The sequence below is a fragment of the Erythrobacter sp. genome (genome assembly GCF_011765465.1).
GTDB lineage: Bacteria > Pseudomonadota > Alphaproteobacteria > Sphingomonadales > Sphingomonadaceae > Erythrobacter.
On sequence record NZ_CP050265.1, the window covers coordinates 602,701 to 629,169 of the forward strand.

The following is a 26,469-nucleotide window of genomic DNA, read 5'->3' on the forward strand; positions in this document are numbered from 1 at the left end:
GATCGGCAAGGTTGCAGGCCACCGGAACGCGGATTTCCGCGGTGTCCGGGACACGTAACGTTACATATACGGTGTGATACTCATCGCACGGCCCGCGCTGCGATATACCCGTGGTCATGAAGTGGGCAGTCGCTTGCGGTATCCAATTCGCCCTCCTGGCTTTTCCCACCTTAGAAGTCAGGGCCGAACGCGGGAAAGTACGAGAGGTCGACAGACCCCAGATCGCAAGCGTGTCCGCTTCTGCCAGGGTCCTCCCGGGTGCGAAGCCGAACTGGTCCTCGGCCCGCTCCGGGAGGGCTCCACGCCCGGGCGCTTCGGGTCGCGCCGACGTGTCCTACTCCAGGGTCGCAAGTTGCTCCGAGAGAAGCGACGAACAGGAAGTATGCTATTATGTCGATTTCTCTTGAGGCGTCGCACTGCAGCACGACGGCGCAAGCCGACCCGCGTGATGCAGTCGCCGGGCCCGAAGGCAAGGTGGTTGCGTTTGCCGATGCACGCGTGGGGGAAGACCTCGACGAGGGAACGACCGGTTTCGCGGACCTTTACGTCGTCGAACCGGACGGCCTGCCCATCACCGGATTGCGCAACGCGCTCCTTCCGGCGCTTGCCCTGTGGGGAGCGATAGCGGCATCGGTCATGCTGGTCTGGCGGGTGCTGGGATAAGCCCCGGGATCATCCGGACACGATAGTCGGCGGGGCATGAAGGCGCGCTCCTGTGGGTGTGCCGTCTTCGATCTGTATCGCCCGTCCTGATACCTCGGCCCGGCGGCTCATCGCCCGCTATTGTTGCGCCGCCGCTTGGCCGCGCGCCCCGCACCGGCGTGGAAGGGCCGCGCGATCGGGCTACGGCAGCGTCACTTCAAGAGCCGCGAGCCTGCGCCTGGCGCGAGCATTGCGAAACGGTGCAGGCTCGCAGGTTCTCGATCAGCCGATCGACCGCGCCGCCGCCCCAGTTGAACAGGCCCAGCTCCTGCCTGATTCGCTGTTCGTTCGCATCGAGAAAGGACGGGTCCGTCATCGCCCGGCGCAAGAGCTTGATGGCATGGATATCGTGGGTGTTGGACTGTCCGGGGATGGGCCGCACGAGAAGCATCCGGGCAGCGTCGAGCTCGCCCGAGGCAAGCGCGGCCATCAGCATATTGAGATGGTGCGGCGCGCTCGGCGCGGGTGTGGCGGCGATCATCGCGCGCAGCTCGCCGGGGGAAAGCCCCGTGCCTTCGGGCGGGTCGGGGCAGGAACGGGCCTCTGAGGCGACTGCGGCGAGCAGGGTGGGGTGGCCGATCGACTGGTCGGCAGCGATCCGCAGGTTGCTCCCGGCGGCATCGCAGTTGCCCTGCGCTATGGCGACCTTGGCGCAGACGAAATTGGCATAGGGGTTTTCGGGGTCGATCGAAAGAGCGGCCTTCACATCCTGCCACGCCCTGCCGGACGGGACGACCGCGCGGCCCTCGATCACGTCGGTCTGGTAGGCCCGCAAGGCGCGCCGCGCCAGCAGGAAGGGCGTGTATTCTCCCGTGGGGTGCCGCTCGATGCAGGCATCGAGAAGCGCGGTGTCGGAGCGGTTCTGCCCGCGCAGCGCCTCGAGCCTTACGAAACAGGCGTAATCGCTGGCGAGCGGGTCGTCGATCCGTTGGTTTTCGATGCGGGTGATTCGGCCGCCGGGGGCGATCGCCTTGCTGATCGCCCAGGCGATGCCGGCGGTGAAGATCTGCGGATCCTCCAGCTCCGGTCCGACGGTCTCGCGCAGCAGGACGGTATCGTTGCGGTCCGACAGGACGACGAACGCCTGCAGGCCGCCGCGTGGGCCGCTCTCGAAGCGCAGGTCGAGGACGTAGTCCGCTTCGCCGCGCCCGGCCTGCGGACTGACTCTCGCGGCGCGCGAAAAGGCGAGCATCATCTCGGCCTGGCGAACCGCCTGCCCGGCGAGCGCGCGCCATTCGCCCGGAGCGTTGTCGAGCCCCCGCAGATCCGGTTCGAGCGCGATTATGGGCGCATCCGTGCGCGCGGTCGCTTCGGATTGCGAGCCTTCGACGAAAACCGCGGCCGCCAGCAGCCCCGCGCCGAGCACAAGCGCGATCAGCCCGGCGAAAGCGGCGATCCGGCGCGCGGGAGTCGGCAATCGGGCGAAACCGATCCGCCCGTCGGCCGGCGCCCCGGATGGCGCGGCGGGCTCCGCCTCCGCGGGCCGATCGCTCGGCGGATCGTCGAAGGGCGCGAGCCGGATCGCATAGCCCCCCGTGTCGATCCGCAGGCGCCCCTCGCCGACCGGACGGTTGCGCAGGTAGTAATGGTCGAGATTGTGCCGCAGCCGCGAGATCTGCACGCGCGGATAGCTGTCGCTTACAAGGTCGAAATCCGGGCTTTTGCCGAGCGCATCGACCGCGATCTCGAACTGCGTCGGCGGCCCGTCCCCCGCGATCGCGCGTTCGACCAGGTAGCGCAGCAGCTTGGCCTGCACGGGAGAGCGCGCGAAGGCCGGATCGGCCAGCACGGCGTCGAGTTCGAGCCGCATTTGCCCGGCGGTATTCACGCGGAAGCCCCGGTGTGCATGGCGCCTTGTATCCCTGCGACCTCGGCGGGATCGCGCGACGCGCGCCCGCACTGTCATTATACCCGCCCCGCGATTGTCGAAGCGGCTGGCCCCGATGCCGTATTAACGATCCTTTGACGAGCGGAAAAGTGGCCTAATTGATAGCCTTGCCCATTTTGCAACACTTCTGCCGCACCCGGACACCGGGCCGCACCCCGCGCCTAGTCCGCACTGTCCTCCCCGGCCTCGAGCTCCTTGCGCCACGCGCGCACCTTGGCATCGATCGCCTCGCGCACGCGGGCGACGTTCGCCGGGTCGTTGGCCCGCGCGCGCGCCTCCTCCTCGACCTCGCGGCGGATGCGTTCGTAGACCGGGTGGCCGGGCGTGATGTGGGCGGCGGGCGCATAGCGGTCCGCCAGCCGCGCCCTGAGGAAGAACATCACCAGCGCATCGTTCCAGCGCCGCTCGTAGCCGACGATCTCGCCGCGGTGGATGATCGGCCGCTCCTCCCCCCTGAGCGCGCGGGCGAAGGCCGAATCCTCGAGCCGCGTCATCGCCCAGTCGAGCGCCCGCTCCCACGCCGCGCGAAAGCCCTCCGCCCCGGGTTTCTGCCGCAGCCGGTAGAGCGCCTCGTTGCTGCGCCCGATATGCCGCGCCGCATCGCGCACGATGCCGGTCGCGGCGAGGTGCGCGATGAATTCGCGCTGGAGCTCGGGCGTGATCGAGTTCTTGCGCAGCGTGCGCGGCACGACCGGCTCGAAATCGAGCAGCGGGTCGCCGGGCCCGGGCTTCTCCCGCACGAAGGCGACCTGCGAACACGCCTGGCGCGCGATCGCGCGCTTGTTGCGGATGATGGGACGCGACGGATCGCGCGAGAGCGGCGGGGTGGAGCGGGGCTTGGTCATGGCCCGCGGGGAGATTGCACAGATTTCCCGAGTAGGAAAATCCCGCCCTGCCGGTGGCATATCAGTGGCCCGGCGGCGCGCCCTCAATCGCGTGGAACCGGGGGCAGGGCCGGGCGCAGCGGTCCTCGGCAGGGCCACAGAAAAGGACTCGGGGCCGGGAAGGCGGAAGATCAGCCCCCTCCCCGCGGGAAGGGGGTTGGGGGTGGGGAGCGGAGGTGGCGCTATGAGGCGAGGAGTCTTTTGCTTTGCGCTCGCCCATCCGGGCGAGCGTTCTCGGTGCTGTTCCCTCCGCTTCGCTACGGGGCACCTGCGGGCGGGCGGTCGCCCTTGCGGCGGCTTCGCCGCCGTTATTCTCGCCCTATCGTCGCCCCGGGCTTGACCCGGGGTCCAGCTTCCTGCTGTTTATCCGAGACCGGTCAGGGGTACGCGATGACCAACACGCTCTATTACGGCAACAATTTCGACGTGCTGCGCGAACACATCGCGGACGAGAGCGTGGACCTCATCTATCTCGACCCGCCGTTCAATTCGAACGCCAATTACAACATCCTGTTCAAGTCTCCGGAAGGCCAGCAGTCGGATGCCCATATCGAAGCGTTCGAGGACACGTGGCACTGGAACGACACGGCGGAGGCCGCTTTCGACGAGGTGATGCGAAGCGGCAATTCTGATGCCTTCAAATTGCTGCGGGCGATGCCGAACGAAGCTACGAGGTGGGATTATGTATCTGCTATTTGTTGATGAGAGTGGCACACCTCCGAAGCCCGAAGTTCAACCTCTTAGCTACTTCGTCATGGCGGGCCTGGTCATTCCAGAAGATCGCTGGATGGGAATGCATGACAAGCTGTCAGGCTTAAAGCGCGCAGCTGGTTATCATGGTGAGGTGAAATGGCGCTATTTTGCGCCAAGGAATGATGATCCCGACAATCCGATGGTAGGTTGGGGACAAGATGAACGAAATGCTTTTCGGGACAGGGTCTTCTCGATCATTACTGAAACAAAATCATGCAAGATTATCGCATGCATAAGCGAATGCCCCACGGCATACGGCCTTGGAAACGTGAACACGGAGGATGATCTCTATTTTCGGACGTATAAGCCGGTAACAGAACGTTTTCAGTATCTTCTGCAAGATATTACCCGAACTAGCGGACGCGACAGCTATGGGCTCATCGTTGCAGACCACCGCGGTCGCGGTGACGATGATCGGATGCGGCACCAACACGAGCGCCTAGTGCGCGAGACAGGGCGATACTCCTCAAACTACGACAACTTCGTAGAAGGTCTATTCTTCGCGCCGAGTCATCTAAGTGTAGGTATTCAGTTGGTTGACATGGTTGCAGGTGCGATCTGGCGCGCCCAAACACATAATGACCGACTCTGGTTCGATAAGCTTCGCCCGTCTTTCCGCACTTCAGCGGCTGGAAAAATTGATGGGTGGGGAGTAGCCCGTTTCCCGAAAGCAGATTGGCGAGGCAATATCTTGGCATAGACGCCGGGCGAGGCCATAGCCTCGACGTGCTAAGTGACGCACTCCCGGCACCACTTATATAGTTTCAGCCTTCAGCTTGGTCAACGTTGGGCGACAAGCGCCAGTTCGAATTCTGAGGGCTCTCGGCCGTCAAGGCCGTGCCGTGGAAGGGCGGGGCGTTCGGTGTCAAGGACATCGCCCGCGTCGCGCAGGTGATGGAGTGCGAGAAAGCGCCGCTCGGCGTGTTCCTCACCGCCGAACCACCGACCCGCGCGATGGAACGCGACCCGGCGGCGGTCTGCGTGTGGGAAAGCCAATATACCGGGCTCAAGCACCCGCGCCTGCAAATCCTGACGCTGGCGGAATTGTGCCAGAACAAGCGGCCCGATATTCTTTGGGTCGATACATCGGGGCAGAAAAAGGCCAAACGCGAGGATACGAGCAAGCAGGGGACGTTGCTTCAGGAATGCCAGATAAGGATGAACCCATTACGCCGGGGCGGGCGAAAGAACTCGCGAGGATTGCCGAGGAACTGCGCGAGCGAGAGGAGCGACTGAAGCGCCAGCTTCGTGATGAAGGGAACCCTTGACCCCGCCCCAAATCCAACATAGAGGGCGCGCTCGTTCGGTGGGTGACCGGCCCTTGCGCCGCTTGCCTCGCCGAAAGACATAGAGCTGAACAATGGCGGTCCTCGTCCCTTCGGCCCGTGCCTCTCACGAGGCGGGCCTTTCGTGTTTGGGGCGGCCGTCAGAGTAACCCTCGGTGGCCTTGACCGGCTGTGCAGGTGGGTGGAGCGTTTCGGCTTGTGCCTCCGGGCGGGAAGGGCGCTTTGTGCGCGTTTTCGTTCCCGCTCAGGTTCCCGCTTTCGCGGGGATGACGACGGGGGCACAAGGCTAATCCCTCCACACATCGACGGTTTCGACAAGCTGCCGATCCGGCCAGCGTCTTCGGGCGCGCGCCGGGAATAATGAGTTTGTGGGTTCTCCGCCCGCGCGAAAGGTTAGCGGCAAACGCTGCGCCCCTTCAGCGAAAATGGGGACCGCCCCCGCCCTCGGGCTGGTGCAACAGAATTGAGGACTACCGAACCTCATCAGGAAAAGTGGCTCCCACTTTTCCGCCCGGATGAGGTGAGCAACGAGCGAAGCGAGAAAATATGCCGACTATCAACCAGCTGGTCCGCAAGGGCCGCGTTCCGCAGAAGGCCAAGAGCAAGGTCCCTGCGATGGAGCAGAACCCGCAGAAGCGCGGCGTGTGCACCCGCGTCTACACGACGACCCCGAAGAAGCCGAACTCGGCGCTGCGCAAGGTCGCCAAGGTGCGTCTCACCAACCAGCGCGAGGTCATCTCCTACATCCCGGGCGAGGGCCACAACCTGCAGGAGCACTCGGTCGTGCTGATCCGCGGCGGGCGTGTGCGCGACCTTCCCGGCGTGCGCTACCACGTGCTGCGCGGCGTGCTCGACACGCAGGGCGTGAAGGACCGCAAGCAGTCGCGTTCGAAGTACGGGGCCAAGCGGCCTAAATAATGGGTCCGCTTCAGGCATCCGCCTGAAGCTTGGCGCCCGGCCAGCCCTCTCCCCCGCCCTTCCACCCTCGAGGATACGATGTCCGGGTGGAAGGGCGGGGGAGAGGGCCGGCTCCGGAAGTCTCCGAAGGAGTTTTTAAAAGATGTCACGTCGTCGTCGTCCCGAGAAGCGGGAAATCCTGCCCGATCCGAAGTTCAAGGATCAGGTGCTCTCGAAGTTCATGAACAACCTCATGCTCGACGGGAAGAAGGCCGTTGCCGAGAAGATCGTCTATGGCGCGCTCGATACGGTCGAGGCCAAGGCCAAGGCCGATCCGGTGCAGCTTTTCCACGAAGCGCTCAACAACGTGAAGCCGCAGGTCGAGGTGCGCAGCCGCCGCGTCGGCGGTGCGACCTACCAGGTGCCGGTCGAGGTGCGTCCCGAGCGTGCCCAGGCGCTCGCGATCCGCTGGCTAATCTCGGCCGCGCGCGGGCGTCCGGAAACGACGATGGCCGCGCGGCTTTCGGGCGAGCTGCTCGATGCGGCGAACAATCGCGGCAATGCGGTCAAGAAGCGCGAGGACACGCACCGCATGGCCGACGCGAACCGCGCGTTCTCGCATTACCGCTGGTAGGCGAGCCGTGCGGGCGCTGGGACGGGGGCTGTCGATAAAGGCCGCGCCCGTCTTATCGCCGTCACATTAATCCCTATATGGGGCGCGCTTGGACCGAGGCGGGTCCGGCACGGGCTGTAGGAAACAGGCCGGGCGCTCCACCAAAACCGAGGAAACCACCATGGCACGCAGCCATCCGATCGAACGCTACCGCAATATCGGTATCATGGCGCATATCGACGCCGGCAAGACCACCACGACCGAGCGGATCCTTTATTACACCGGCAAGTCCTACAAGATCGGCGAGGTCCACGACGGCGCCGCGACCATGGACTGGATGGAGCAGGAGCAGGAACGCGGCATCACCATCACCTCGGCCGCGACCACGACCTTCTGGCGCGCCGATGACGGCCAGGGCGAAGAGCACCGCATCAACATCATCGACACCCCCGGCCACGTCGACTTCACGATCGAAGTCGAGCGCTCGCTGCGCGTGCTCGACGGTGCCGTCGCAGTATTCGACGGTGTCGCCGGTGTGGAACCGCAGTCTGAAACCGTGTGGCGCCAGGCGGACAAGTACAAGGTTCCGCGGATGTGCTTCATCAACAAGCTCGACCGCACCGGGGCCGACTTCTACTACTGCGTCCAGTCGATCATCGATCGCCTCGGCGCGACCCCGCTGGTGCTCTACCTGCCGATCGGTGCGGAGAGCGACCTCCAGGGCGTCGTCGACCTCGTCAACAATCGCGGGATCGTGTGGGAGTCCGAAGGTCTCGGCGCGAAGTTCAACTATGTCGACATTCCCGACGACCTGAAGGACAAGGCCGCCGAATACCGCGAGAAGCTCATCGAGACCGCCGTCGAACAGGACGACGATGTCATGATGGAGTACCTCGAGGGCAACGAACCCGACGTGGCCACGCTCAAGCGGCTCATCCGCAAGGGCACGATGGCGCGCGCCTTCGTCCCCGTCCTGTGCGGCTCGGCGTTCAAGAACAAGGGCGTCCAGCCCCTGCTCGACGCGGTGATCGACTATATGCCTTCGCCGATCGACGTTCCCCCGATCGAAGGCGTCCTGCCCGACAGCGAGGAGAAGGCGACCCGCCCGTCCTCGGACGACGAGCCCTTCGCCGCGCTCGCGTTCAAGATCATGAACGACCCCTTCGTCGGCTCGCTCACCTTCACCCGGATCTATTCGGGCAAGCTGTCGAAGGGCAGCGTGCTCAACTCGGTCAAGGACAAGAAGGAAAAGATCGGGCGAATGCTGCTCATGCACTCGAACAACCGCGAGGACATCGAGGAAGCCTTCGCCGGCGACATCGTCGCCATCGCGGGCCTCAAGGAAACGACCACCGGCGATACGCTGTGCGCATCGTCGGCTCCGATCATCCTCGAACGGATGGAATTCCCCGATCCGGTGATCGAGCTTTCGGTCGAACCCAAGACCAAGGCCGACCAGGAGAAGATGGGCGTCGCGCTCAATCGTCTCGCGGCCGAGGACCCGTCCTTCCGCGTCTCGACCGATCACGAATCCGGCCAGACCATCATCAAGGGCATGGGCGAGCTTCACCTCGACATTCTGGTCGACCGCATGAAGCGCGAATTCAAGGTCGAGGCCAATGTCGGCGCGCCGCAGGTGGCCTATCGCGAATCACTCGCGAAGGAAGTCGAGATCACCTACACCCACAAGAAGCAGTCGGGTGGTTCGGGCCAGTTCGGCGAAGCCAAGGTCGTCGTCACCCCGGGTGAACGCGGCCAGGGCATCATCTTCGAGGACGAGATCAAGGGCGGCAACATCCCGCGCGAATACATCCCGTCCGTGGAGAAGGGCATGCGCGAGCAGGCCGAAAGCGGCCACCTTGTCGGCTTCCCGATCATCGACTTCACGATCCGCCTCGTGGACGGCAAGTATCACGACGTCGACTCCTCGACCGTCGCGTTCGAGATCACCGGTCGCGGTGCGATGCGCGAAGCGGCTCAGAAGGCCGGGATCAAGCTGCTCGAGCCGATCATGAAGGTCGAGGTCGTGACGCCCGAGGATTACCTCGGCGACGTGATCGGTGACCTCAACAGCCGCCGCGGCCAGATCCAGGGCACCGACAGCCGGGGCAACGCCCAGGTCGTCGAGGCGCACGTGCCCCTCGCCAACATGTTCGGCTACGTCAACGAACTGCGCTCGTTCACCCAGGGCCGCGCGCAGTACACGATGCAGTTCTCGCATTACGACGAAGTCCCGGCGAACGTCGCGCAGGAGGTCAAGGAGAAGCTTGCCTAAGCGGCAAAGCAAGGCTAGGGGCGGCGCCTGTTTCGAGCGGGCCCGCCCTTTCTCCCGCTAAGAAATCATCTCAAGAGAAGGTACAAACGAGAAATGGCGAAGGAAAAATTTGAGCGGAACAAGCCGCACTGCAACATCGGCACGATCGGTCACGTCGACCACGGCAAGACCACGCTGACCGCGGCGATCACCAAGGTCATGGCGGAAGTCTATGGCGGCGCGGCCGTCGATTTCGCCAACATCGACAAGGCTCCCGAAGAGCGCGAGCGCGGCATCACCATTTCGACCGCGCACGTCGAATACGAGACCGAAAAGCGTCACTACGCCCACGTCGACTGCCCGGGCCACGCCGACTATGTCAAGAACATGATCACCGGCGCGGCGCAGATGGACGGTGCGATCCTCGTCGTGAACGCCGCCGACGGCCCCATGCCGCAGACCCGCGAGCACATCCTGCTCGCCCGTCAGGTCGGCGTGCCGGCGCTGGTCGTCTACCTCAACAAGGTCGACCAGGTCGATGACGAGGAAATCCTCGAACTCGTCGAGCTCGAAGTGCGCGAACTGCTCTCGAACTACGACTTCGACGGCGACAACATTCCGATCATCAAGGGCTCGGCTCTCGCCGCCCTCGAAGGTCGCGACGACGAGATCGGCAAGAACTCGATCATCGAGCTGATGAATGCCGTCGACGAGCATATCCCGCAGCCCGACCGTCCGGTCGACAAGGACTTCCTGATGCCGATCGAGGACGTGTTCTCGATCTCGGGTCGCGGCACCGTCGTCACCGGCCGTGTCGAAACCGGCATCGTGAAGGTCGGCGACGAAGTCGAGATCGTCGGCATCAAGGACACCACCAAGACGACGGTCACCGGCGTCGAGATGTTCCGCAAGCTGCTCGACTCGGGCGAAGCCGGCGACAACATCGGTGCGCTGATCCGCGGCGTCGGCCGTGACGAGGTGGAGCGTGGCCAGGTCCTCGCCAAGCCCGGTTCGGTCACCCCGCACACCGAATTCAGCGCCGAAGTCTACGTGCTGTCGAAGGACGAAGGCGGCCGTCACACGCCGTTCTTCGCCAACTACCGCCCGCAGTTCTACTTCCGCACCACCGACGTGACCGGCGAAGTGATCCTTCCCGAAGGCACCGAGATGGTCATGCCGGGCGACAACGTCACGATCGGCGTCAAGCTCATTGCCCCGATCGCCATGGACGAAGGTCTGCGCTTCGCGATCCGCGAAGGCGGCCGCACGGTCGGCTCGGGCGTGGTCTCGAAGATCACCAAGTAAGCCGTTTGCCCCGCAAGGGGTGACGCGAGAAAATGGGGCCCGGTTTCCTTCAGGGGGAGCCGGGCCCCAATTTATGGAAGCTCCTTTCGCGCGCGTCCGGGCGAGCGGGGGAGACCAATCGCGGCTTCGCGTAAATTCGGTGACAGAAGGGGGCTTGCGCTCCAACCTTCGTCTCCGTATACGCGCGCCATCGCTGCCGGATTCGTTTCGGCTGCAACGAAATTCAACAAGGCCGCCCGTTCCGGGAAACCGGGCTCAAGCGGGGCGGGCCTTTTATTTTTGGGGTGTGACCCTTTCGGGAAGCGCTCCCTGGCTCTTTCGCATCGGTAGTAGGACATGGAAGCACAGAATATCCGCATTCGCCTCAAGGCGTTCGACCACCGCGTTCTCGACCAGGCCACTGGCGAGATTGCCGAGACCGCTCGGCGCACGGGTGCTCTTATTCGTGGTCCCATTCCCCTGCCGACGCGTATCGAGAAGTTCACCGTGAACCGCGGCCCGCACATCGACAAGAAGTCGCGCGAGCAGTTCGAGGTGCGCACCTACAAGCGGCTGCTCGACATCGTGCAGCCCAACGCCCAGACGGTCGATGCTCTTATGAAGCTCGACCTTGCTGCGGGTGTGAACGTCGAGATCAAGCTGGCGTAAGCCGTTTGTCTCCCGTCCGTCCGGCCGGACGCTAAACGGGCCGGAAGGTTTCAGGGGCTCCAACGGCCCCGCCGCTCCTTCAGGGATCGGCAAGACATTGGGATACCGCCGGCTTGAGCCGGGCTGCGTCCTCCGTCTCGCTCGCAGCGGCCCATGTGGTCGTCGCGCGCAAATCAGCCCGGACGGGGCGATGCATCGAAAAATCGGGCTGGCAAGCACCTGGGGATGGTCCCCTTGTGCCTCTGTTTAGGAGTCTATGACGATGCGCACCGGCGTGATCGCAAAGAAAGTCGGGATGACCCGCCTCTTCCAGGAGGACGGTCGGCACGTGCCGGTCACCGTTCTCGCGCTGGAAGACTGTCAGGTCGTCTCGCACCGCACCGCTGACCGCGACGGCTATTTCGCCGTCCAGCTCGGCGCGGGCGAAGCGAAGCAGAAGAACGTGGCCAAGCCGCAGCGCGAGCATTTCGCGAAAGCGGGCGTGGGCCTCAAGAAGCGGACCGCGGAATTCCGGGTCGAAGGCGAAGACGGCCTCGTGCCGGTCGGCGCGCAGATCAGCGCGGACCACTTCGTCGCCGGCCAGAAGGTCGACATCACCGGCCACACGCAGGGCAAGGGCTTTGCGGGCGCGATGAAGCGCTGGGGCTTCGGTGGCCTTCGTGCCAGCCACGGCGTGTCGATCTCGCACCGCTCGCACGGTTCGACCGGTCAGAACCAGGATCCGGGCAAGGTTTTCAAGGGCAAGAAGATGGCGGGCCACATGGGCGACCGCCAGCGCACCCAGATGAACCTCGAGATCGTCCGCACCGATGCCGAGCGCGGCCTTCTTTTCGTCAAGGGTTCGGTCCCCGGCGCGAAGAACGGCTGGCTGCTGGTCCGCGATGCGATCAAGCTGCCGCTTCCCGAAGGCGCCCCGTTCCCCGGTGCGATCCTCGAGACCGCCGCCCCGCAGAACGATGAACCCGCTGCCGAGGCGCAGGTCGACGAGACCGCGGTCGAGGCGGCTGTCGACACTCCCGCGCCCGAAGCCAACGCTCCGGCCGGCGACGAAAGCAAGGAAGACTGAGCCATGAAGGTGAAGGTCCAGAAAATCGACGGGAAAGCGTCCGGCGACATCGAACTCAACGATGACGTCTTCGGCGTGACCCCGCGTGCCGACATCCTGCACCGGGTCGTGACCTGGCAGCTGGAGAACCGCCGCGGCACCGCCCGCCCGACGCGTGAGCGTGCGGACGTGGCGCGCACCGGCAAGAAGTTCGTCCGCCAGAAGGGTTCGGGCGGCGCTCGCCACGGCGACCGCAAGGCTCCGATCTTCATCGGCGGCGGCAAGGCGCACGGCGCGCGCAAGCGTGACTTCGAGCAGTCGCTCAACAAGAAGATCCGCGCGCTCGGCCTCAAGATGGCGCTTTCGACCAAGGCGAAGGACGGCCTCGTCGTCGTCGACAGCCTCGAACTGGCCGAAGCCAAGACGAAGGTTCTCAAGGGGCATTTCGCCAAGGCGGGCCTCAATGGCAAGGTGCTGGTGATCGACGGCGATGCCGTGAACGACGGCTTCAAGAAGGCTGCCGGCAACATCCCGGGCGTCAACGTGCTCCCGGCGATGGGTGCCAATGTCTACGACATCCTCAACCACGACACGCTCGTCCTGACCAAGGACGCTGTCGCCAAGCTGGAGGCGCGCTTCAATGGCTAAGAAGAGCGAGATCGATGCGCGTCACTACGACGTGATCCTGGCGCCGCACATCACCGAGAAGTCGACCCTGGCTTCTGAGAACAACGCGGTCGTCTTCCGCGTGGCGAACGATGCGACCAAGCCGCAGATCAAGGAGGCGGTCGAGGCGGTCTACGACAAGAAGGTCGTCGCGGTGAACACCATCGTCACCAAGGGCAAGTCGAAGCGCTGGCGGGGCAAGCCCTACAAGCGTTCGGACTTCAAGAAGGCTGTCGTCACCCTCGCCGAAGGCGAGATGATCGACATCACCAGCGGTATCTGAGGCGGACCAAAGAAATGGCACTCAAGAACTACAAACCGACAAGCCCGGCGCGCCGCGGCCTCATCCTGATCGACAAGACGCAGCTCTGGAAGGGCAAGCCGGTCAAGTCGCTCACCGAGGGCAAGCGCAAGACCGGGGGCCGCAACAACAAGGGCCACGTCACCAGCCGCGGCATCGGCGGCGGCAACAAGCAGCGCTATCGCATCGTCGATTTCAAGCGCCGCAAGTGGGACGTTCCCGCGACGGTCGAGCGGATCGAATACGACCCGAACCGGACCGCCTTCATCGCGCTCGTCAAGTACGAGGACGGTGAGCAGGCCTACATCCTCGCGCCGCAGCGTCTCGCCGTGGGCGACACGGTCGTCGCGGGCGAGAAGACCGACACCAAGCCGGGCAACGCCATGCTGCTCGGCCAGATGCCGGTCGGTACGATCTGCCACAATGTCGAGATGAAGCCGGGCAAGGGCGGCCAGATCGCCCGTTCGGCGGGCGCCTACGTCCAGCTCGTCGGTCGCGACCGCGGCATGGTCATCGTGCGCCTCAACTCGGGCGAACAGCGTTACCTGCGCGCCGATTGCATGGGGACGGTCGGAGCGGTTTCGAACCCCGACAATCAGAACCAGAATTTCGGCAAGGCCGGTCGCAGCCGCTGGAAGGGCCGTCGCCCGCTGACCCGCGGCGTCGCCAAGAACCCGGTGGACCACCCGCACGGTGGTGGTGAAGGCCGCACCAGCGGTGGCCGTCACCCGGTCACTCCCTGGGGCAAGCCGACCAAGGGCGCGCGCACGCGCAACAACAAGCAGACGGACAAGATGATCATCCGTTCGCGTCACGCGAAGAAGAAGAGGTAAGGCACGATGGCACGTTCCGTCTGGAAAGGTCCGTTCGTCGAACTCAGCCTGCTCAAGAAGGCCGAGGCAGCTCAGGATGCCGGTGGCGGCAAGCCGATCAAGACCTGGTCGCGTCGCTCCACCATCCTGCCTCAGTTCGTCGGGCTGACGTTCAACGTCTATAACGGGCACAAGTTCATCCCCGTCTCGGTTTCCGAAGAGATGGTCGGTCACAAGCTCGGTGAATTCGCGCCCACGCGCACGTTCCCGGGCCACGCCGCCGACAAGAAGGGCAAGCGATAATGGGCAAGGCAAAGGCACCCCGCCGCGTCGGCGAAAACGAAGCGCTGGCCGTCGGCACCACGATCCGTGGTTCGGCGCAGAAGCTGAACCTCGTCGCTGAACTGATCCGCGGCAAGAAGGCCGAAGAGGCTCTCAACATCCTCGAATTCTCCAAGAAGGGGATGGCGAAGGACGCGAAGAAGGTGCTCGCCTCGGCGATCGCCAACGCGGAGAACAACCACAATCTCGACGTCGACGCGCTGGTCGTGGCGGAAGCTTCGGTCGGCAAGTCGATCACCATGAAGCGGTTCCACACGCGCGGCCGCGGCAAGTCGACCCGGATCCTGAAGCCCTTCAGCCGGCTTCGCATCGTCGTGCGCGAACAGGAAGAGGCGTAAACCATGGGCCAGAAGAGTAATCCGATCGGTCTGCGCCTGCAGATCAACCGCACCTGGGACAGCCGCTGGTACGCCGAAGGGCGTGACTATGCGGGGCTGCTCAAGGAAGACATCGAGATGCGCAAGTACATCCTCGAGAGCCTGCCGCAGGCAGCGATCTCGAAGGTGGTGATCGAGCGTCCGGCCAAGCTGTGCCGCGTGTCGATCTATGCCGCGCGTCCGGGCGTCATCATCGGCAAGAAGGGCGCCGACATCGAGAAGCTGCGCGCCAAGCTCGCCGGCATGACCGAAAGCGAAGTGAAGCTGAACATCGTTGAAATCCGCAAGCCGGAAATCGACGCCAAGCTCGTCGCTCAGGGCATCGCCGACCAGCTGGTCCGCCGCGTGGCGTTCCGCCGGGCTATGAAGCGAGCGATGCAGTCGGCCATGCGTCTCGGCGCGGAAGGCATTCGCATCGTGTGCGGCGGCCGTCTGGGCGGCGCGGAAATCGCCCGCGTCGAGCAGTATCGCGAAGGCCGTGTGCCGCTTCACACGCTGCGCGCCAACATCGACTATGCCGAGACCGAGGCGCTCACCGCCTACGGGATCATCGGGATCAAGGTGTGGATCTTCAAGGGCGAGATCCTCGGCCACGATCCGACCGCGCAGGACCGTCTGATGATGGAATCGCAGACTTCGGGGGTTCGTCCGGCGCGCTGAGGCGCACGGGCGACCAGATAGGTAAGAGACAATGCTGCAACCGAAGAAAACCAAGTATCGCAAGGCTTTCAAGGGCAAGATCAAGGGCGAGGCCAAGGGTGGCACCACCCTGAACTTCGGCTCCTATGGCCTCAAGGCTCTGGAGCCCGAGCGGATCACTGCTCGCCAGATCGAGGCCGCGCGCCGTGCGATCACCCGCCACATCAAGCGTCAGGGCCGCCTCTGGATCCGCGTCTTCCCCGACGTGCCGGTATCCAAGAAGCCCGCCGAAGTCCGTCAGGGCAAGGGCAAGGGCTCGGTCGAATACTGGGCCGCGCGCGTGAAGCCGGGCCGGATCCTGTTCGAGCTCGACGGTGTGCCCGGGCCGCTCGCCGCATCGGCTTTCGAGCGCGCCGCGATGAAGCTTCCGATCAAGACCAAGGTCGTCGGCCGCTTTGGCGACACCTCGCACCTGGGAGGCGAATAATGGCCGCCAACACGACCACCATCGAAGACCTGCGCGCCAAGACCGACGACCAGCTCATCGCCGAGCTGACCGAGCTCAAGCGCGAGCAGTTCAACCTGCGCTTCCAGGCGGCGACGAACCAGCTCGAGAACCCGGCGCGGATCCGCGAGGTGCGTCGCACCATCGCCAAGATCAAGACGCTGCAGAGCGAGCGCGCCAAGAGCGCGGACGCAAAGGCTTAAGGAGCAGACAATGCCGAAACGTATCCTGATCGGGACTGTCACCTCCGACAAGACCGACAAGACCGTGACCGTGAAGGTCGAACGCAAGGTGAAGCACCCGCTCTACGGGAAGATCATCCGTCGTTCGAAGAACTATCACGCTCACGACGAGAACAACGAATACAGCGTCGGCGACGTCGTGCGGATCGAGGAATGCCGCCCGATGTCGAAGACGAAGACCTGGCGCGTCAAGGACCAGGTCGTCTCCGGCGGCACCCAGGCGATCGAGGCGGATCTCGACGTCGAAGCCGCGGGCAACTGAGAAACAGACGTAAACGGAACTGCCGGGCTCCAGTCGAATTGGGCGTCCCGGCAAGCCAGTGAGAAGGAACCGGATCGATGATCCAGATGCAATCCAATCTCGACGTCGCGGACAACAGCGGCGCGAAGCGCGTCCAGTGCATCAAGGTGCTGGGCGGGTCGAAGCGTCGCTTTGCCTCCGTCGGCGACGTGATCGTGGTCTCCGTCAAGGAGGCCCAGCCGCGGGCCAAGGTCAAGAAGGGCGACGTTCACCGCGCGGTGATCGTGCGCACCAAGAAGGACGTGCGCCGTCCCGACGGTAGCGTGATCCGCTTCGACAGCAACGCCGCGGTTCTCGTCAACAAGAGCGAGGAGCCGATCGGCACCCGCATCTTCGGCCCCGTCGTGCGTGAACTGCGCGGCCGCGGCTTCATGAAGATCATTTCGCTCGCCCCGGAGGTGCTTTGATCATGGCATCCGCAAAGATCCGCAAGGGTGACAGCGTCGTCGTGCTTTCGGGCAAGGACAAGGGCCGCACCGGCACGGTCGCCCAGGTTCTGCCCAAGGAAGGCAAGGTCGTCGTCGAGGGCGTCAATGTCGTCGCCCGTCACCGCAAGCCGAGCCAGCAGAATCCGCAGGGTGGCATCGACCGGTTCCCGGCCCCGATGCACATCTCGAAGGTCGCGCTGGCCGATCCCAAGGACGGCAAGCCCACCCGCGTCCGCTTCGAGGAGAAGGACGGCAAGAAGGTGCGCGTCGCCGTGAAGAGTGGGGAGACCATCGATGGCTGATTACACGCCGCGCCTGCGCAAGAAGTACGACGAGGAAATCGTCAAGGCGATGACCGAGAAGTTCGGTTACAAGAACCGGCTCGAAGTCCCCAAGCTCGAGAAGATCACGCTCAACATGGGCGTGGGCGAGGCGAGCCAGGACAAGAAGAAGGTTCAGACCGCCGCCGAGGAAATGGCTCTGATCGCAGGGCAAAAGCCGGTCATCACCAAGGCCAAGAAGTCGATCGCCCAGTTCAAGCTGCGCGAAGGCATGCCGATCGGCTGCAAGGTCACCCTGCGCCGCGAACGTATGTACGAATTCCTCGATCGTCTGGTGACCGTGGCCATGCCGCGCATCCGCGACTTCCGCGGGCTCAACGCGCGTTCGTTCGACGGGCGCGGCAATTACGCGATGGGTCTCAAGGAACAGATCGTGTTCCCCGAGATCAGCTACGACAAGATCGAGAAGGTGCGGGGGATGGACATCATCGTGACCACCACCGCCAAGACCGACGAAGAGGCGCGCGAGCTGCTGCGCCTGTTCGGCTTCCCCTTCCAGGGCGAGGCCAAGAGCGAACAGAAGGAAGCGGCGTGAGCCGGTTCCTGACAGAGACACGAAAGAAGAGAGCTTAAGTCCATGGCGAAACTGAGTTCGATCAACAAGAACGAGCGTCGCAAGAAGCTCGTGAAGAAATACGCGGCCAAGTACGAGAAGCTGAAGGCGATCGCGAACGACGAGAGCCTCGATGAGACCGAGCGTCTCATGGCGCGTCTCAAGATGGCCGAGATCCCGCGCAACGCGAACCCGACCCGGGTGCGCAACCGCTGCGCCACCACCGGCCGCCCGCGCGGCTATTACCGCAAGTTCGGCATCAACCGCATCGAACTGCGTCAGCTTGGCAACCGGGGCATGATCCCGGGCCTGACCAAGTCGAGCTGGTGAGGACCTGACAGATGGCTATGACCGATCCCCTGGGTGACATGCTCACCCGCATCCGCAACGGCCAGCAGGCGAAGAAGGACTCCGTCCTGTCGCCCGCGTCCAAGCTGCGCGCGAACGTGCTCGAAGTGCTCACCCGCGAAGGCTACATCCGTGGCTATTCCGAGGACGAGAGCGGCAAGCACAAGGCGCTGCGGATCGAACTCAAGTATTTCGAAGGCGAGCCGGCGATCAAGCACGTCGCGCGCGTCTCGAAGCCCGGCCGCCGCATCTATTCGGGCTGCAAGGAGCTCCCGACTGTGCGCAACGGCCTTGGCATCACCATCGTCTCGACCCCGCGCGGCGTGCTCTCGGACGCCGAGGCCCGCGCGAACAATGTCGGCGGCGAAGTGCTGGCGGAGGTGTTCTGATGAGCCGCATCGGCAAGAAGCCGGTGACGATCCCTTCGGGCGTCACCGCCAATATCGAAAACGGCCTGCTCAGCGTGAAGGGGCCCAAGGGCACCCTTTCGATGGGCCTGTCCGACCTCGTCGAGTACAAGCTCGAGGACGGGGCGATTTCGGTCAACCCGGCCAACGACAGCCAGAAGGCGCGGTCCTACTGGGGTATGCAGCGCACGCTCGTCTCGAATCTCGTCGAGGGCGTGACCGAGGGTTTCACCAAGACCCTCGAGATTTCGGGCGTCGGCTTCCGTGCTCAGGCCCAGGGCAAGAAGCTCAAGCTGCAGCTCGGCTTCAGCCACGATGTCGACCTCGACGTGCCCGAAGGGCTCGAGGTGAAGACTCCCGACCAGACCACGGTCGAGATCTCCGGCATCGACAAGCAGGCCGTCGGCCAGTTCGCTGCTGAAATCCGCGAGTTCCGCAAGCCGGAGCCCTACAAGGGCAAGGGCATCAAGTATCGCGGCGAGTACATCTTCCGCAAGGAAGGGAAGAAGAAGTAAGATGGCAAAGCTTTCCCTTTTCGAACGCCGCCGTATGCGGGTGCGCAGCGCGCTTCGCAAGCGCTCGGGCGACAAGCCGCGCCTGTCGGTCCATCGCACCGGCAAGCATATCTATGCGCAGATCATCGACGACGCCGAGGGCAAGACCCTCGCCGCCGCCTCGACGCTCGGCGTGAAGGGCAGCGGCGCGAATGTCGAAGCCGCGAGCAAGGTCGGCAAGGACATCGCCGCAGCCGCCAAGAAGGCGGGCGTGACCACTGTCGTGTTCGATCGCGGCGGGTTCCTCTACCATGGCCGCGTCAAGGCGCTGGCCGATGCCGCCCGCGAAGGCGGGCTGGAGTTCTGATGATGGCCGAGAACAACGAAAACACCGAAAACACCGAAGCGACGGAAAACGCCGCGAGCCCGGCTCCGGCTGCCGAAGCCAAGGCGGAAACTCCGTCCGAAGCGGCCGACAACCAGTCTGCCTCGCAGGAGCCCACCGCCCAGCCGACCGAAGAGCCCCGTCGCGGGCGCGGCGGTCGTGGCGGCCGGGATGGCGGCGATCGCGGTCGTGGCCGCGGGCGCGGTCGTGACGGCGGCCGTGGCGGCCGGCGCGAGGAAGAGGACGATGGCATCATCGAGAAGCTCGTCCACATCAACCGCGTCTCCAAGACGGTGAAGGGCGGCAAGCGCTTCGGTTTCGCAGCTCTCGTGGTGGTCGGCGACGGCCAGGGCCGCGTCGGCTTCGGCCACGGCAAGGCCCGCGAAGTGCCGGAAGCCATCACCAAGGCGACCGCCGCCGCGCGCAAGAAGATGATCCGCGTGCCGCTCAAGGAAGGCCGCACGCTGCATCATGACGGCAAGGGTCACTTCGGCGCGGGCAAGGTCACCGTGCGCACCGCGCCTCCCGGCACCGGCATTATCGCAGGCGGCCCGATGCGCGCCGTGTTCGAGAGCCTCGGCGTTTCCGATGTCGTGACGAAGTCGGTCGGAACCTCGAATCCCTATAACATGATCCGCGCCACTTTCGATGCGCTCACCAACCAGAGCTCGCCCAAGTCGGTCGCCCAGCGTCGCGGCAAGAAGGTCGCCGACCTGCTCGGTCGCGGCGGTGCGAGCGAGGCCGAGGCGGAAGCCGAGGCCGCGGCGATTGTGGAGTAACAGGCAATGGCAAAGATCAAGATCAAGCAGGTGGGCTCGCCCATCCGCCGCCCCGAAAGCCAGCGCAAGGTGCTGATCGGGCTCGGTCTGGGCAAGATGCATAAGGTCGTCGAGCGCGAGGATACCCCGGAAATCCGGGGCATGGTCGCCAAGATCCCGCATCTCGTCGAGATCGTCGACTAAGCGGCACGGAACCGTTGGCGGGCCCTCGCCTGGGGCGGGGGCTCGTCCTATTTTGAAGCGCGAAGAAAAGCGAAAGCGAGTGCAATCATGAAACTCAACGACATCCGCGACAACGAAGGCGCCCGCAAGGGTCGCATCCGCAAGGGCCGGGGCATCGGCTCGGGCAAGGGCAAGACCGCTGCGCGCGGCCAGAAGGGCCAGAAGAGCCGCTCGGGCGTCGCGATCAAGGGCTTCGAGGGCGGCCAGATGCCGCTCCATATGCGCCTGCCCAAGCGCGGGTTCAACAATCCCTTCGGCAAGGACTACGCCGAAGTGAACATCGGCATGGTCCAGAAGATGATCGACGCCGGCAAGCTCGATGCGAAGAGCGACATCACCGAAGAGGCGCTGCGTGCCTGCGGTCTGGCGCGCGGCGGCAAGGACGGCGTGCGCCTGCTCGGCAAGGGTGAGCTTTCGGCCAAGGCCAAGTTCGTCGTAACCGGTGCGACCAAGGGCGCCGTGGCGGCTGTGGAAAAGGCCGGTGGCAGCGTCGAGGTGACCGCCCCGACCAATGCCGAGTTGAAGGCCGCCAAGGCAGCCAAGTCGGGCGACACCGGCGAATAATGCGACAAAATACGGGCGGGGGGTTCGACAAGCGGCCCCCCGCTCCCTATTTACGCTTCTGCGTGCCCCGCCCGGCCCGGCAAGTCTCCGGTGCTGAGAGTCGGCAGGCCGCCCATATCCGGGTCGCTCGCGCCAATCGCCGAGCGGCCGAAGGCTAGGATCGAAACGACGACATGGCATCACGCGCCGACAATCTCGCCAGCACTCTCAACTTCGGCAATTTCGCCAAGGCGACCGAGCTGCGCCAGCGCATCTGGTTCACGATCGGTGCGCTTATCGTGTTCCGTTTCCTGAGCTTCGTGCCCCTGCCGGGCGTCAACCCGTCGGCGCTGCGCAATCTTGCCGAGATGGGGCGGGGCGGGGTGCTCGACCTGTTCAACACCTTCTCGGGCGGCAGCCTCGAGCGCATGAGTCTCATCGCGCTCGGCGTCATGCCCTACATCACAGCCTCGATCGTGGTGCAGATGGCCTCGGCCCTGCACCCGACGCTCGCCGCGCTGAAAAAGGAAGGCGCGAGCGGGCGGCAGAAGCTCAACCAGTATACGCGCTACGGCACGGTCTTCCTGTGCGCGATCCAGGGCTATTTCCTCGCGGTCGGCCTCGAAGGTTTCGCGTCGCAGCAGGGGATCGGCGCGGTCGTGCAGCCGGGCTATATGTTCCGCATCGGCGCGGTCATCAGCCTTGTCGGCGGTACGATGTTCCTTCTCTGGCTGGGCGAGCAGATCACCAGTCGCGGCATCGGCAACGGCGTGTCGCTCATCATCATGGCGGGCATCGTCGCGCAGTTCCCGACCTTTGCCGCCAACCTGTTCGAAGGCGGGCGCACCGGCTCGATTTCGGCGACGATCATCGTCGTCTTCGTGATCATGGTGATCGCGCTCATCCTGCTCATCTCCTTTGTCGAGCGGGCGCAGCGGCGGCTCCTGATCCAGTATCCCAAGCGCGCGACCCAGCAGGGCGTGATGCAGGCGGACCGTTCGCACCTCCCGCTCAAGCTCAACACCGCGGGCGTCATCCCGCCGATCTTCGCGAGCTCGCTGCTGCTCCTTCCGCTGACCATCTCGCAGTTCGCGGGCAATTCGGTCGACACCGAAAGCGGCTTCGGCAACGTGATCGTGACTCTGAACCAGTATCTGCAACCCGGCGCGCCGATCTACATGGCGCTCTACGGGGCGGGGATCATCTTCTTCTGCTTCTTCTACACCGCGGTCGTCTTCAACCCGGAGGAGCAGGCGGAGAATCTCAAGAAGGCGGGCGGCTTCATCCCCGGCATCCGGCCGGGCAAGCGGACTTCGGACTATCTCGAATATGTCCTCACCCGGATCACCGTGGTCGGCGCGCTCTATCTTGCGCTGGTGTGTATGCTGCCCGAATGGGTCATCCGCCAGACCGGCGTGCCGCTGTTCCTCGGTGGGACCAGCCTGCTCATCGTCGTCAACGTGACGGTCGATACGATCAGCCAGATCCAGTCGCACCTGATCGCCCACCAGTACGGCGACCTTATCAAGAAGGCGAAGTTGAAAGGCCGGATGCGCTGAGGCATTGCCGCTTGACTACTGTCTGTGACCGTCCGCTTATGAGAGGAGCGCCGCAGGTCCATCCGGGCTCGGCGCGACAAACGGGGGAGCTTTCGTGAACATCATTCTTCTGGGGCCTCCCGGTGCGGGCAAGGGCACGCAGTCAAAAGGGCTCGTCGAACGCCACGGCATGGTCCAGCTTTCGACCGGCGATATGCTGCGCGAAACGCGCAAGGCCGACACCGAGCTCGGCCGCACCGTCGCCGACATCATGGATTCGGGCGGGCTCGTGTCGGACGACATCGTCTCGGCCATGATCGATGCCAAGCTCGCCGACATGGGCGAGGGGCAGGGCGCGATCTTCGATGGCTATCCGCGCACTGCGGCGCAGGCCGAACAGCTCGACGAAATCCTCGCGAAACACGGCCGTGCGCTCGACCGGGTGATCGAGCTCGAGGTCAACGAGGACGCGCTGGTCGAACGCATTACCGGGCGTTTTTCCTGCGCCAATTGCGGCACGCTCTATCATGACACCGCCAACCCTCCGAAGACGCCGGGCGTGTGCGATTCGTGCGGCTCGACCGAATTCAAGCGCCGCCCCGACGACAACGAGGAAACCGTACGCAACCGCATGGCCGAATACCGCGCCAAGACCGCGCCGATCCTGCCCGGCTACGAGGCGCGCGGGATCGTCACGCGGATCGACGGCATGGCGGGGATCGAGGATGTCGCCGCCGCGATCGACAAGGTTCTGGCCTGACCGCTCTTTTCCGGGCCGCTGCGATTTCGTAGAGCCGCGGCATGAGGGAGGATAGGCCGATGACCCGTTTCACCATTCGCGCAATCGCAGCGGCGAGCGTCGCCGCGCTGGCGTTTCCCGCGTCGGCCGAGGTCGTGCGGCAAGGCGAAAACAGCTTCGTCACCCGCGACGAGGCGGTCGTTTCTGCCACTCCCAAGGAAGTCTGGCTCGCGCTTATCAGCCCGGCGCGCTGGTGGAATTCGGCGCACACGTGGTCGGGCGAAGCGGCCAATCTGAGGCTGACGCCGCAGGCGGGCGGATGCTTTTGCGAGAGCATCCCCGAAGTCGACGAGCCGGGCCGCTTCACGCTCGAGGGCAGCGTAGAGCATATGCGCGTGATCCAGGCTTATCCCGAACGCGCGCTGGTGATGCGCGGTGCGCTCGGCCCACTCCAGCCCGAGCCGGTGACGGGCGTGCTCACCATCGCGATCAGCGAGGTCGAGGAAGGCACGCGGATCGTGTGGGAATATAATGTCGGCGGCTTCATGCGCTTCGAGACGCCGGTGATCGCGCGCGCGGTCGACGGGGTGATGAGCGAGCAGCTCGCCGGCCTTGCCGGGCTGCTGGGCCAGGTGGATCTGCCGGAGTCCGAACCCGAGCCGGAGTCCGAACCCGAGCCGGAGCCCGATCCCGATCCCGAGCCCGAGCCCGAGATCGAAGCCGAAGCGGTGATTGAGCAAACGCCCGCAGAGCGCGGGCCGAGCGTGGAGGAAGCCTTCGGCGACCTTGTTGAGGACGAGAGCGGGGACAAAAGCCCGCGATAGGTCCGAGCCGTCCCTTTGACTGGGCCTGCGAAGCGGTGTAACCAACGATGATGGTGAACACGGGCCGTCTCCTTCGGGCAGGTCCGTGGCTTTTGCGCGCGGCGGTTGACGCACCGCGCGAATCGGCCTATGCGCGCGCTTCATTCGACACGCTCGAACCCCGTCCGGCAGGTCGCCGCCATGCGCGCGCACCGACCGGACTTTTTGCCGTTGAACCGCCGGGCAAAAGGCCCGGCAGACGGAGAAAGGCCTAGGGCGCGCGCGTTTCGATGGTTGTAGCGATGAGATAGGGGCACCGGCCGATGTCCGGCAAACCCCTGTGGAGCATGGAGAATTAAGTGGCTCGTATTGCCGGGGTAAACATCCCCACCAACAAGCGCGTGATTATCGCGCTCACCTATATTCACGGAATCGGCCGCACGACGGCCGTGCAGATCGCGGACAAGCTGGGCATCCCGCACAGCGCGCGCGTGCAGGACCTCACCGACGAGGAAGTGCTGCGTATCCGCGAGACGATCGATTCGGAATACACCGTCGAGGGTGATCTTCGTCGCCAGACCGCGATGAACATCAAGCGGCTGATGGACCTGCGCTCCTACCGGGGCCTGCGCCACCGCAACCAGCTGCCCGTCCGCGGCCAGCGCACCCATACCAACGCCCGCACCCGCAAGGGTAAGGCGAAGCCCATCGCCGGGAAGAAGAAGTAAGCGCGGCTCCCTGAGCTTCACGCTTTTCCCTTCATCCGAATTCAAGAGGAACACGCATAATGGCACGCGAACCCGGCCGAGTGAGGCGCCGCGACAAGAAGAACATTTCTTCGGGCGTCGCGCACATCAACGCCAGCTTCAACAACACCATGATCACCATCACCGATGCGCAGGGCAATGCGATCAGCTGGTCCAGCGCCGGCATGATGGGCTTCAAGGGCAGCCGCAAGTCGACTCCCTATGCCGCCCAAGTCGCAGCCGACGACGCGGGCAAGAAGGCCGCTGAACACGGCGTGCGCACGCTCGAAGTCGAGGTCAAAGGCCCTGGCTCGGGCCGCGAAAGCGCGCTGCGCGGCCTTGCCGCGGTTGGCTTCAACATCACCTCGATCCGCGACGTGACGCCCATCCCGCACAACGGCGTTCGCCCGTCCAAGCGTCGCCGCGTCTGATCGCATCCCGTCCGGCGGCCGGCCGCGGCCGCCGGGACACCGCACGGGGTGTCCGCCGCATCCGCTCACCGCGCCTCGGCCCGTCCCGTATTTGAACCGCTGAAAGGCGAATTAGGGGAAATCCATGTCCGTCAACACGAAGAACTGGCAGGAACTCAAGAAACCCAACGCTCTCGAAATCAAGGAAGGCGGCGACAAGCAGCGCAAGACCACCTTCGTCGCCGAACCGCTCGAGCGCGGCTTCGGCCTCACCCTCGGCAATGCCCTGCGCCGGGTGCTCCTCTCCAGCCTCCAGGGCGCGGCGATCACCTCGATCAAGATCGAGAACGTGCTGCATGAATTCTCCTCGCTCGCCGGCGTGCGCGAGGACGTGACCGACATCGTGCTCAACGTGAAGCAGATCGCGCTCAAGATGGAAGGCGAAGGGCCCAAGCGCCTGCAGCTTTCGATGACCGGCCCCGCCACGGTCAAGGCCGGCGACATCGCCGTCACCGGCGACATCGAGGTGATGAACAAGGACCTCGTCCTGTGCCACCTCGACGAAGGCGCGACGCTCAACATGGAACTGACCGCGGACGTGGGCAAGGGCTATGCCCCGGCCGTCCAGAACCGTCCGGCCGATGCGCCGATCGGGCTGATCCCGGTCGACTCGCTGTATTCGCCGGTGCGTCAGGTGAGCTACAAGGTCGAGAATGCCCGCGTCGGGCAGGAGCTCGATTATGACAAGCTCTCGCTCACGGTCGAAACCGACGGCACGGTCACGCCGGAAGACGCGGTCGCCTATGCCGCGCGGATCCTGCAGGACCAGCTGACGCTGTTCGTCCACTTCGAGGACGGCATCCCGCAGCCGCAGTCGGCGATGATCGGCCATGCCGCGCAGCCGCAGGAAGACGACGCGAACCAGCTCAACCGCTACCTTCTCAAGAAGGTGGACGAGCTCGAACTGTCGGTCCGCAGCGCCAACTGCCTCAAGAACGACAACATCATCTACATCGGCGACCTCGTCCAGAAGACCGAGGCCGAGATGCTCCGCACGCCGAACTTCGGCCGCAAGTCGCTCAACGAGATCAAGGAAGTCCTTTCCTCGATGGGCCTGCGCCTCGGCATGGACATCCCCGGCTGGCCGCCGGAGAACATCGAGGAAATGGCCAAGAAGCTCGAACAGGAGCTTCTGGGCTGAGGAACGGACGCTCCGGGTTCGATGCCCGGAGCCCTTTCAAGGGCGAAGGTTGCGGCCCTGACGGCAACCGGG

37 protein-coding genes are annotated in these 26,469 nt (G+C 64.6%); 35 read left to right on the plus strand and 2 right to left on the minus strand.

Annotated features, from left to right (window positions below; all coding sequences use genetic code 11):
- Window positions 1-390 precede the first annotated feature (390 nt).
- Window positions 391-663, plus strand: coding sequence for a hypothetical protein (locus tag G9473_RS02875; protein ID WP_291135801.1), 273 nt, complete (start codon window positions 391-393; stop codon window positions 661-663).
- 196 nt (window positions 664-859) lie between these two features.
- On the opposite strand, the gene G9473_RS02880 is transcribed toward G9473_RS02875, so the two are convergent.
- On the minus strand, window positions 860-2,512 hold the full coding sequence (locus tag G9473_RS02880) for a hypothetical protein (RefSeq protein ID WP_291135803.1): 1,653 nt from the start codon (window positions 2,510-2,512) through the stop codon (window positions 860-862).
- Window positions 2,513-2,751: 239 nt separating this feature from the next.
- On the minus strand, window positions 2,752-3,435 hold the full coding sequence (locus tag G9473_RS02885) for a hypothetical protein (RefSeq protein ID WP_291135805.1): 684 nt from the start codon (window positions 3,433-3,435) through the stop codon (window positions 2,752-2,754).
- 429 nt (window positions 3,436-3,864) lie between these two features.
- Here G9473_RS02885 and G9473_RS02890 point away from each other — a divergent pair, with 429 nt between their 5' ends.
- The 34 genes from G9473_RS02890 (at window position 3,865) to G9473_RS03055 (ending at window position 26,397) form a co-directional block, all read left to right on the plus strand.
- Window positions 3,865-4,176 carry a hypothetical protein gene (locus G9473_RS02890; protein WP_291135807.1) on the plus strand — a complete coding sequence of 104 codons (312 nt, stop codon included), beginning with the start codon at window positions 3,865-3,867 and terminating at the stop codon, window positions 4,174-4,176.
- Window positions 4,157-4,927: a DUF3800 domain-containing protein gene (locus tag G9473_RS02895; RefSeq protein WP_291135809.1), complete on the plus strand. Its 771-nt coding sequence runs from the start codon at window positions 4,157-4,159 to the stop codon at window positions 4,925-4,927. The genes G9473_RS02890 and G9473_RS02895 overlap by 20 nt, the downstream gene beginning before the upstream one ends.
- A 137-nt stretch (window positions 4,928-5,064) precedes the next feature.
- Window positions 5,065-5,463, plus strand: coding sequence for a hypothetical protein (locus G9473_RS02900; RefSeq protein WP_291135811.1), 399 nt, complete (start codon window positions 5,065-5,067; stop codon window positions 5,461-5,463).
- A gap of 596 nt (window positions 5,464-6,059) precedes the next feature.
- A complete protein-coding gene (gene rpsL, locus G9473_RS02905) occupies window positions 6,060-6,431 on the plus strand; it encodes a 30S ribosomal protein S12 (protein ID WP_006831873.1) in 372 nt (123 codons plus the stop codon).
- Window positions 6,432-6,573: 142 nt separating this feature from the next.
- Window positions 6,574-7,044, plus strand: coding sequence for a 30S ribosomal protein S7 (gene rpsG / locus G9473_RS02910; RefSeq protein ID WP_291135841.1), 471 nt, complete (start codon window positions 6,574-6,576; stop codon window positions 7,042-7,044).
- 160 nt (window positions 7,045-7,204) lie between these two features.
- Window positions 7,205-9,298 carry an elongation factor G gene (fusA, locus tag G9473_RS02915; RefSeq protein WP_291135843.1) on the plus strand — a complete coding sequence of 698 codons (2,094 nt, stop codon included), beginning with the start codon at window positions 7,205-7,207 and terminating at the stop codon, window positions 9,296-9,298.
- 93 nt (window positions 9,299-9,391) lie between these two features.
- Complete coding sequence (gene tuf / locus G9473_RS02920) at window positions 9,392-10,582, plus strand: elongation factor Tu (protein ID WP_291135845.1); 1,191 nt, start codon at window positions 9,392-9,394, stop codon at window positions 10,580-10,582.
- A gap of 336 nt (window positions 10,583-10,918) precedes the next feature.
- On the plus strand, window positions 10,919-11,230 hold the full coding sequence (gene rpsJ / locus G9473_RS02925; protein ID WP_040715017.1) for a 30S ribosomal protein S10: 312 nt from the start codon (window positions 10,919-10,921) through the stop codon (window positions 11,228-11,230).
- Window positions 11,231-11,492: 262 nt separating this feature from the next.
- Window positions 11,493-12,296, plus strand: a complete 804-nt coding sequence (rplC, locus tag G9473_RS02930; protein WP_291138181.1) for a 50S ribosomal protein L3 — start codon at window positions 11,493-11,495, stop codon at window positions 12,294-12,296.
- A 3-nt stretch (window positions 12,297-12,299) separates the two neighbouring features.
- Window positions 12,300-12,923 (plus strand): 50S ribosomal protein L4, encoded by a 624-nt coding sequence (gene rplD, locus G9473_RS02935; protein WP_291135849.1) that lies wholly within the window; start codon window positions 12,300-12,302, stop codon window positions 12,921-12,923.
- Entirely contained in the window at window positions 12,916-13,224 is a 309-nt protein-coding gene (locus tag G9473_RS02940; protein WP_291135851.1) for a 50S ribosomal protein L23, read from the plus strand. Before rplD ends, G9473_RS02940 begins: the two co-directional genes overlap by 8 nt.
- Before the next feature lie 14 nt (window positions 13,225-13,238).
- On the plus strand, window positions 13,239-14,075 hold the full coding sequence (gene rplB / locus G9473_RS02945) for a 50S ribosomal protein L2 (protein ID WP_291135852.1): 837 nt from the start codon (window positions 13,239-13,241) through the stop codon (window positions 14,073-14,075).
- Between the two features lie 6 nt (window positions 14,076-14,081).
- On the plus strand, window positions 14,082-14,357 hold the full coding sequence (gene rpsS / locus G9473_RS02950) for a 30S ribosomal protein S19 (protein WP_291135854.1): 276 nt from the start codon (window positions 14,082-14,084) through the stop codon (window positions 14,355-14,357).
- Window positions 14,357-14,734: a 50S ribosomal protein L22 gene (gene rplV, locus G9473_RS02955; RefSeq protein ID WP_291135856.1), complete on the plus strand. Its 378-nt coding sequence runs from the start codon at window positions 14,357-14,359 to the stop codon at window positions 14,732-14,734. Before rpsS ends, rplV begins: the two co-directional genes overlap by 1 nt.
- A gap of 3 nt (window positions 14,735-14,737) precedes the next feature.
- A complete protein-coding gene (gene rpsC, locus G9473_RS02960; RefSeq protein ID WP_291135857.1) occupies window positions 14,738-15,433 on the plus strand; it encodes a 30S ribosomal protein S3 in 696 nt (231 codons plus the stop codon).
- A 31-nt stretch (window positions 15,434-15,464) separates the two neighbouring features.
- On the plus strand, window positions 15,465-15,899 hold the full coding sequence (gene rplP / locus G9473_RS02965; protein WP_291135858.1) for a 50S ribosomal protein L16: 435 nt from the start codon (window positions 15,465-15,467) through the stop codon (window positions 15,897-15,899).
- Entirely contained in the window at window positions 15,899-16,120 is a 222-nt protein-coding gene (gene rpmC, locus G9473_RS02970) for a 50S ribosomal protein L29 (RefSeq protein ID WP_291135860.1), read from the plus strand. Before rplP ends, rpmC begins: the two co-directional genes overlap by 1 nt.
- Before the next feature lie 10 nt (window positions 16,121-16,130).
- Window positions 16,131-16,421, plus strand: coding sequence for a 30S ribosomal protein S17 (gene rpsQ, locus G9473_RS02975; protein WP_291135862.1), 291 nt, complete (start codon window positions 16,131-16,133; stop codon window positions 16,419-16,421).
- A gap of 77 nt (window positions 16,422-16,498) precedes the next feature.
- Entirely contained in the window at window positions 16,499-16,867 is a 369-nt protein-coding gene (gene rplN / locus G9473_RS02980; protein ID WP_010411138.1) for a 50S ribosomal protein L14, read from the plus strand.
- A 2-nt stretch (window positions 16,868-16,869) separates the two neighbouring features.
- Window positions 16,870-17,190 carry a 50S ribosomal protein L24 gene (rplX, locus tag G9473_RS02985; protein ID WP_291135866.1) on the plus strand — a complete coding sequence of 107 codons (321 nt, stop codon included), beginning with the start codon at window positions 16,870-16,872 and terminating at the stop codon, window positions 17,188-17,190.
- On the plus strand, window positions 17,183-17,764 hold the full coding sequence (gene rplE / locus G9473_RS02990; protein WP_291135868.1) for a 50S ribosomal protein L5: 582 nt from the start codon (window positions 17,183-17,185) through the stop codon (window positions 17,762-17,764). Before rplX ends, rplE begins: the two co-directional genes overlap by 8 nt.
- 42 nt (window positions 17,765-17,806) lie before the next feature.
- Window positions 17,807-18,112: a 30S ribosomal protein S14 gene (gene rpsN, locus G9473_RS02995; protein ID WP_034905004.1), complete on the plus strand. Its 306-nt coding sequence runs from the start codon at window positions 17,807-17,809 to the stop codon at window positions 18,110-18,112.
- Between the two features lie 11 nt (window positions 18,113-18,123).
- Window positions 18,124-18,519 (plus strand): 30S ribosomal protein S8, encoded by a 396-nt coding sequence (gene rpsH, locus G9473_RS03000; protein WP_291135871.1) that lies wholly within the window; start codon window positions 18,124-18,126, stop codon window positions 18,517-18,519.
- Window positions 18,519-19,052 carry a 50S ribosomal protein L6 gene (gene rplF / locus G9473_RS03005; RefSeq protein ID WP_291135873.1) on the plus strand — a complete coding sequence of 178 codons (534 nt, stop codon included), beginning with the start codon at window positions 18,519-18,521 and terminating at the stop codon, window positions 19,050-19,052. Before rpsH ends, rplF begins: the two co-directional genes overlap by 1 nt.
- Window position 19,053: 1 nt before the next feature.
- Window positions 19,054-19,398: a 50S ribosomal protein L18 gene (gene rplR, locus G9473_RS03010; RefSeq protein WP_291135875.1), complete on the plus strand. Its 345-nt coding sequence runs from the start codon at window positions 19,054-19,056 to the stop codon at window positions 19,396-19,398.
- On the plus strand, window positions 19,398-20,195 hold the full coding sequence (rpsE, locus tag G9473_RS03015) for a 30S ribosomal protein S5 (RefSeq protein ID WP_291135877.1): 798 nt from the start codon (window positions 19,398-19,400) through the stop codon (window positions 20,193-20,195). Before rplR ends, rpsE begins: the two co-directional genes overlap by 1 nt.
- A gap of 6 nt (window positions 20,196-20,201) precedes the next feature.
- Entirely contained in the window at window positions 20,202-20,378 is a 177-nt protein-coding gene (gene rpmD, locus G9473_RS03020; RefSeq protein WP_291135878.1) for a 50S ribosomal protein L30, read from the plus strand.
- Between the two features lie 87 nt (window positions 20,379-20,465).
- Window positions 20,466-20,981 (plus strand): 50S ribosomal protein L15, encoded by a 516-nt coding sequence (gene rplO, locus G9473_RS03025; RefSeq protein WP_291135880.1) that lies wholly within the window; start codon window positions 20,466-20,468, stop codon window positions 20,979-20,981.
- 173 nt (window positions 20,982-21,154) lie between these two features.
- Window positions 21,155-22,519, plus strand: coding sequence for a preprotein translocase subunit SecY (secY, locus tag G9473_RS03030; RefSeq protein ID WP_291135882.1), 1,365 nt, complete (start codon window positions 21,155-21,157; stop codon window positions 22,517-22,519).
- Between the two features lie 94 nt (window positions 22,520-22,613).
- Entirely contained in the window at window positions 22,614-23,258 is a 645-nt protein-coding gene (locus G9473_RS03035) for an adenylate kinase (RefSeq protein WP_291135884.1), read from the plus strand.
- A 59-nt stretch (window positions 23,259-23,317) separates the two neighbouring features.
- Window positions 23,318-24,061, plus strand: a complete 744-nt coding sequence (locus G9473_RS03040) for an SRPBCC family protein (RefSeq protein WP_291135886.1) — start codon at window positions 23,318-23,320, stop codon at window positions 24,059-24,061.
- A 338-nt stretch (window positions 24,062-24,399) separates the two neighbouring features.
- Window positions 24,400-24,768 carry a 30S ribosomal protein S13 gene (rpsM, locus tag G9473_RS03045; protein ID WP_291135888.1) on the plus strand — a complete coding sequence of 123 codons (369 nt, stop codon included), beginning with the start codon at window positions 24,400-24,402 and terminating at the stop codon, window positions 24,766-24,768.
- Window positions 24,769-24,827: 59 nt separating this feature from the next.
- Window positions 24,828-25,217, plus strand: a complete 390-nt coding sequence (rpsK, locus tag G9473_RS03050; RefSeq protein ID WP_034904984.1) for a 30S ribosomal protein S11 — start codon at window positions 24,828-24,830, stop codon at window positions 25,215-25,217.
- A 124-nt stretch (window positions 25,218-25,341) separates the two neighbouring features.
- Complete coding sequence (locus G9473_RS03055; protein WP_034904983.1) at window positions 25,342-26,397, plus strand: DNA-directed RNA polymerase subunit alpha; 1,056 nt, start codon at window positions 25,342-25,344, stop codon at window positions 26,395-26,397.
- Window positions 26,398-26,469 lie beyond the last annotated feature (72 nt).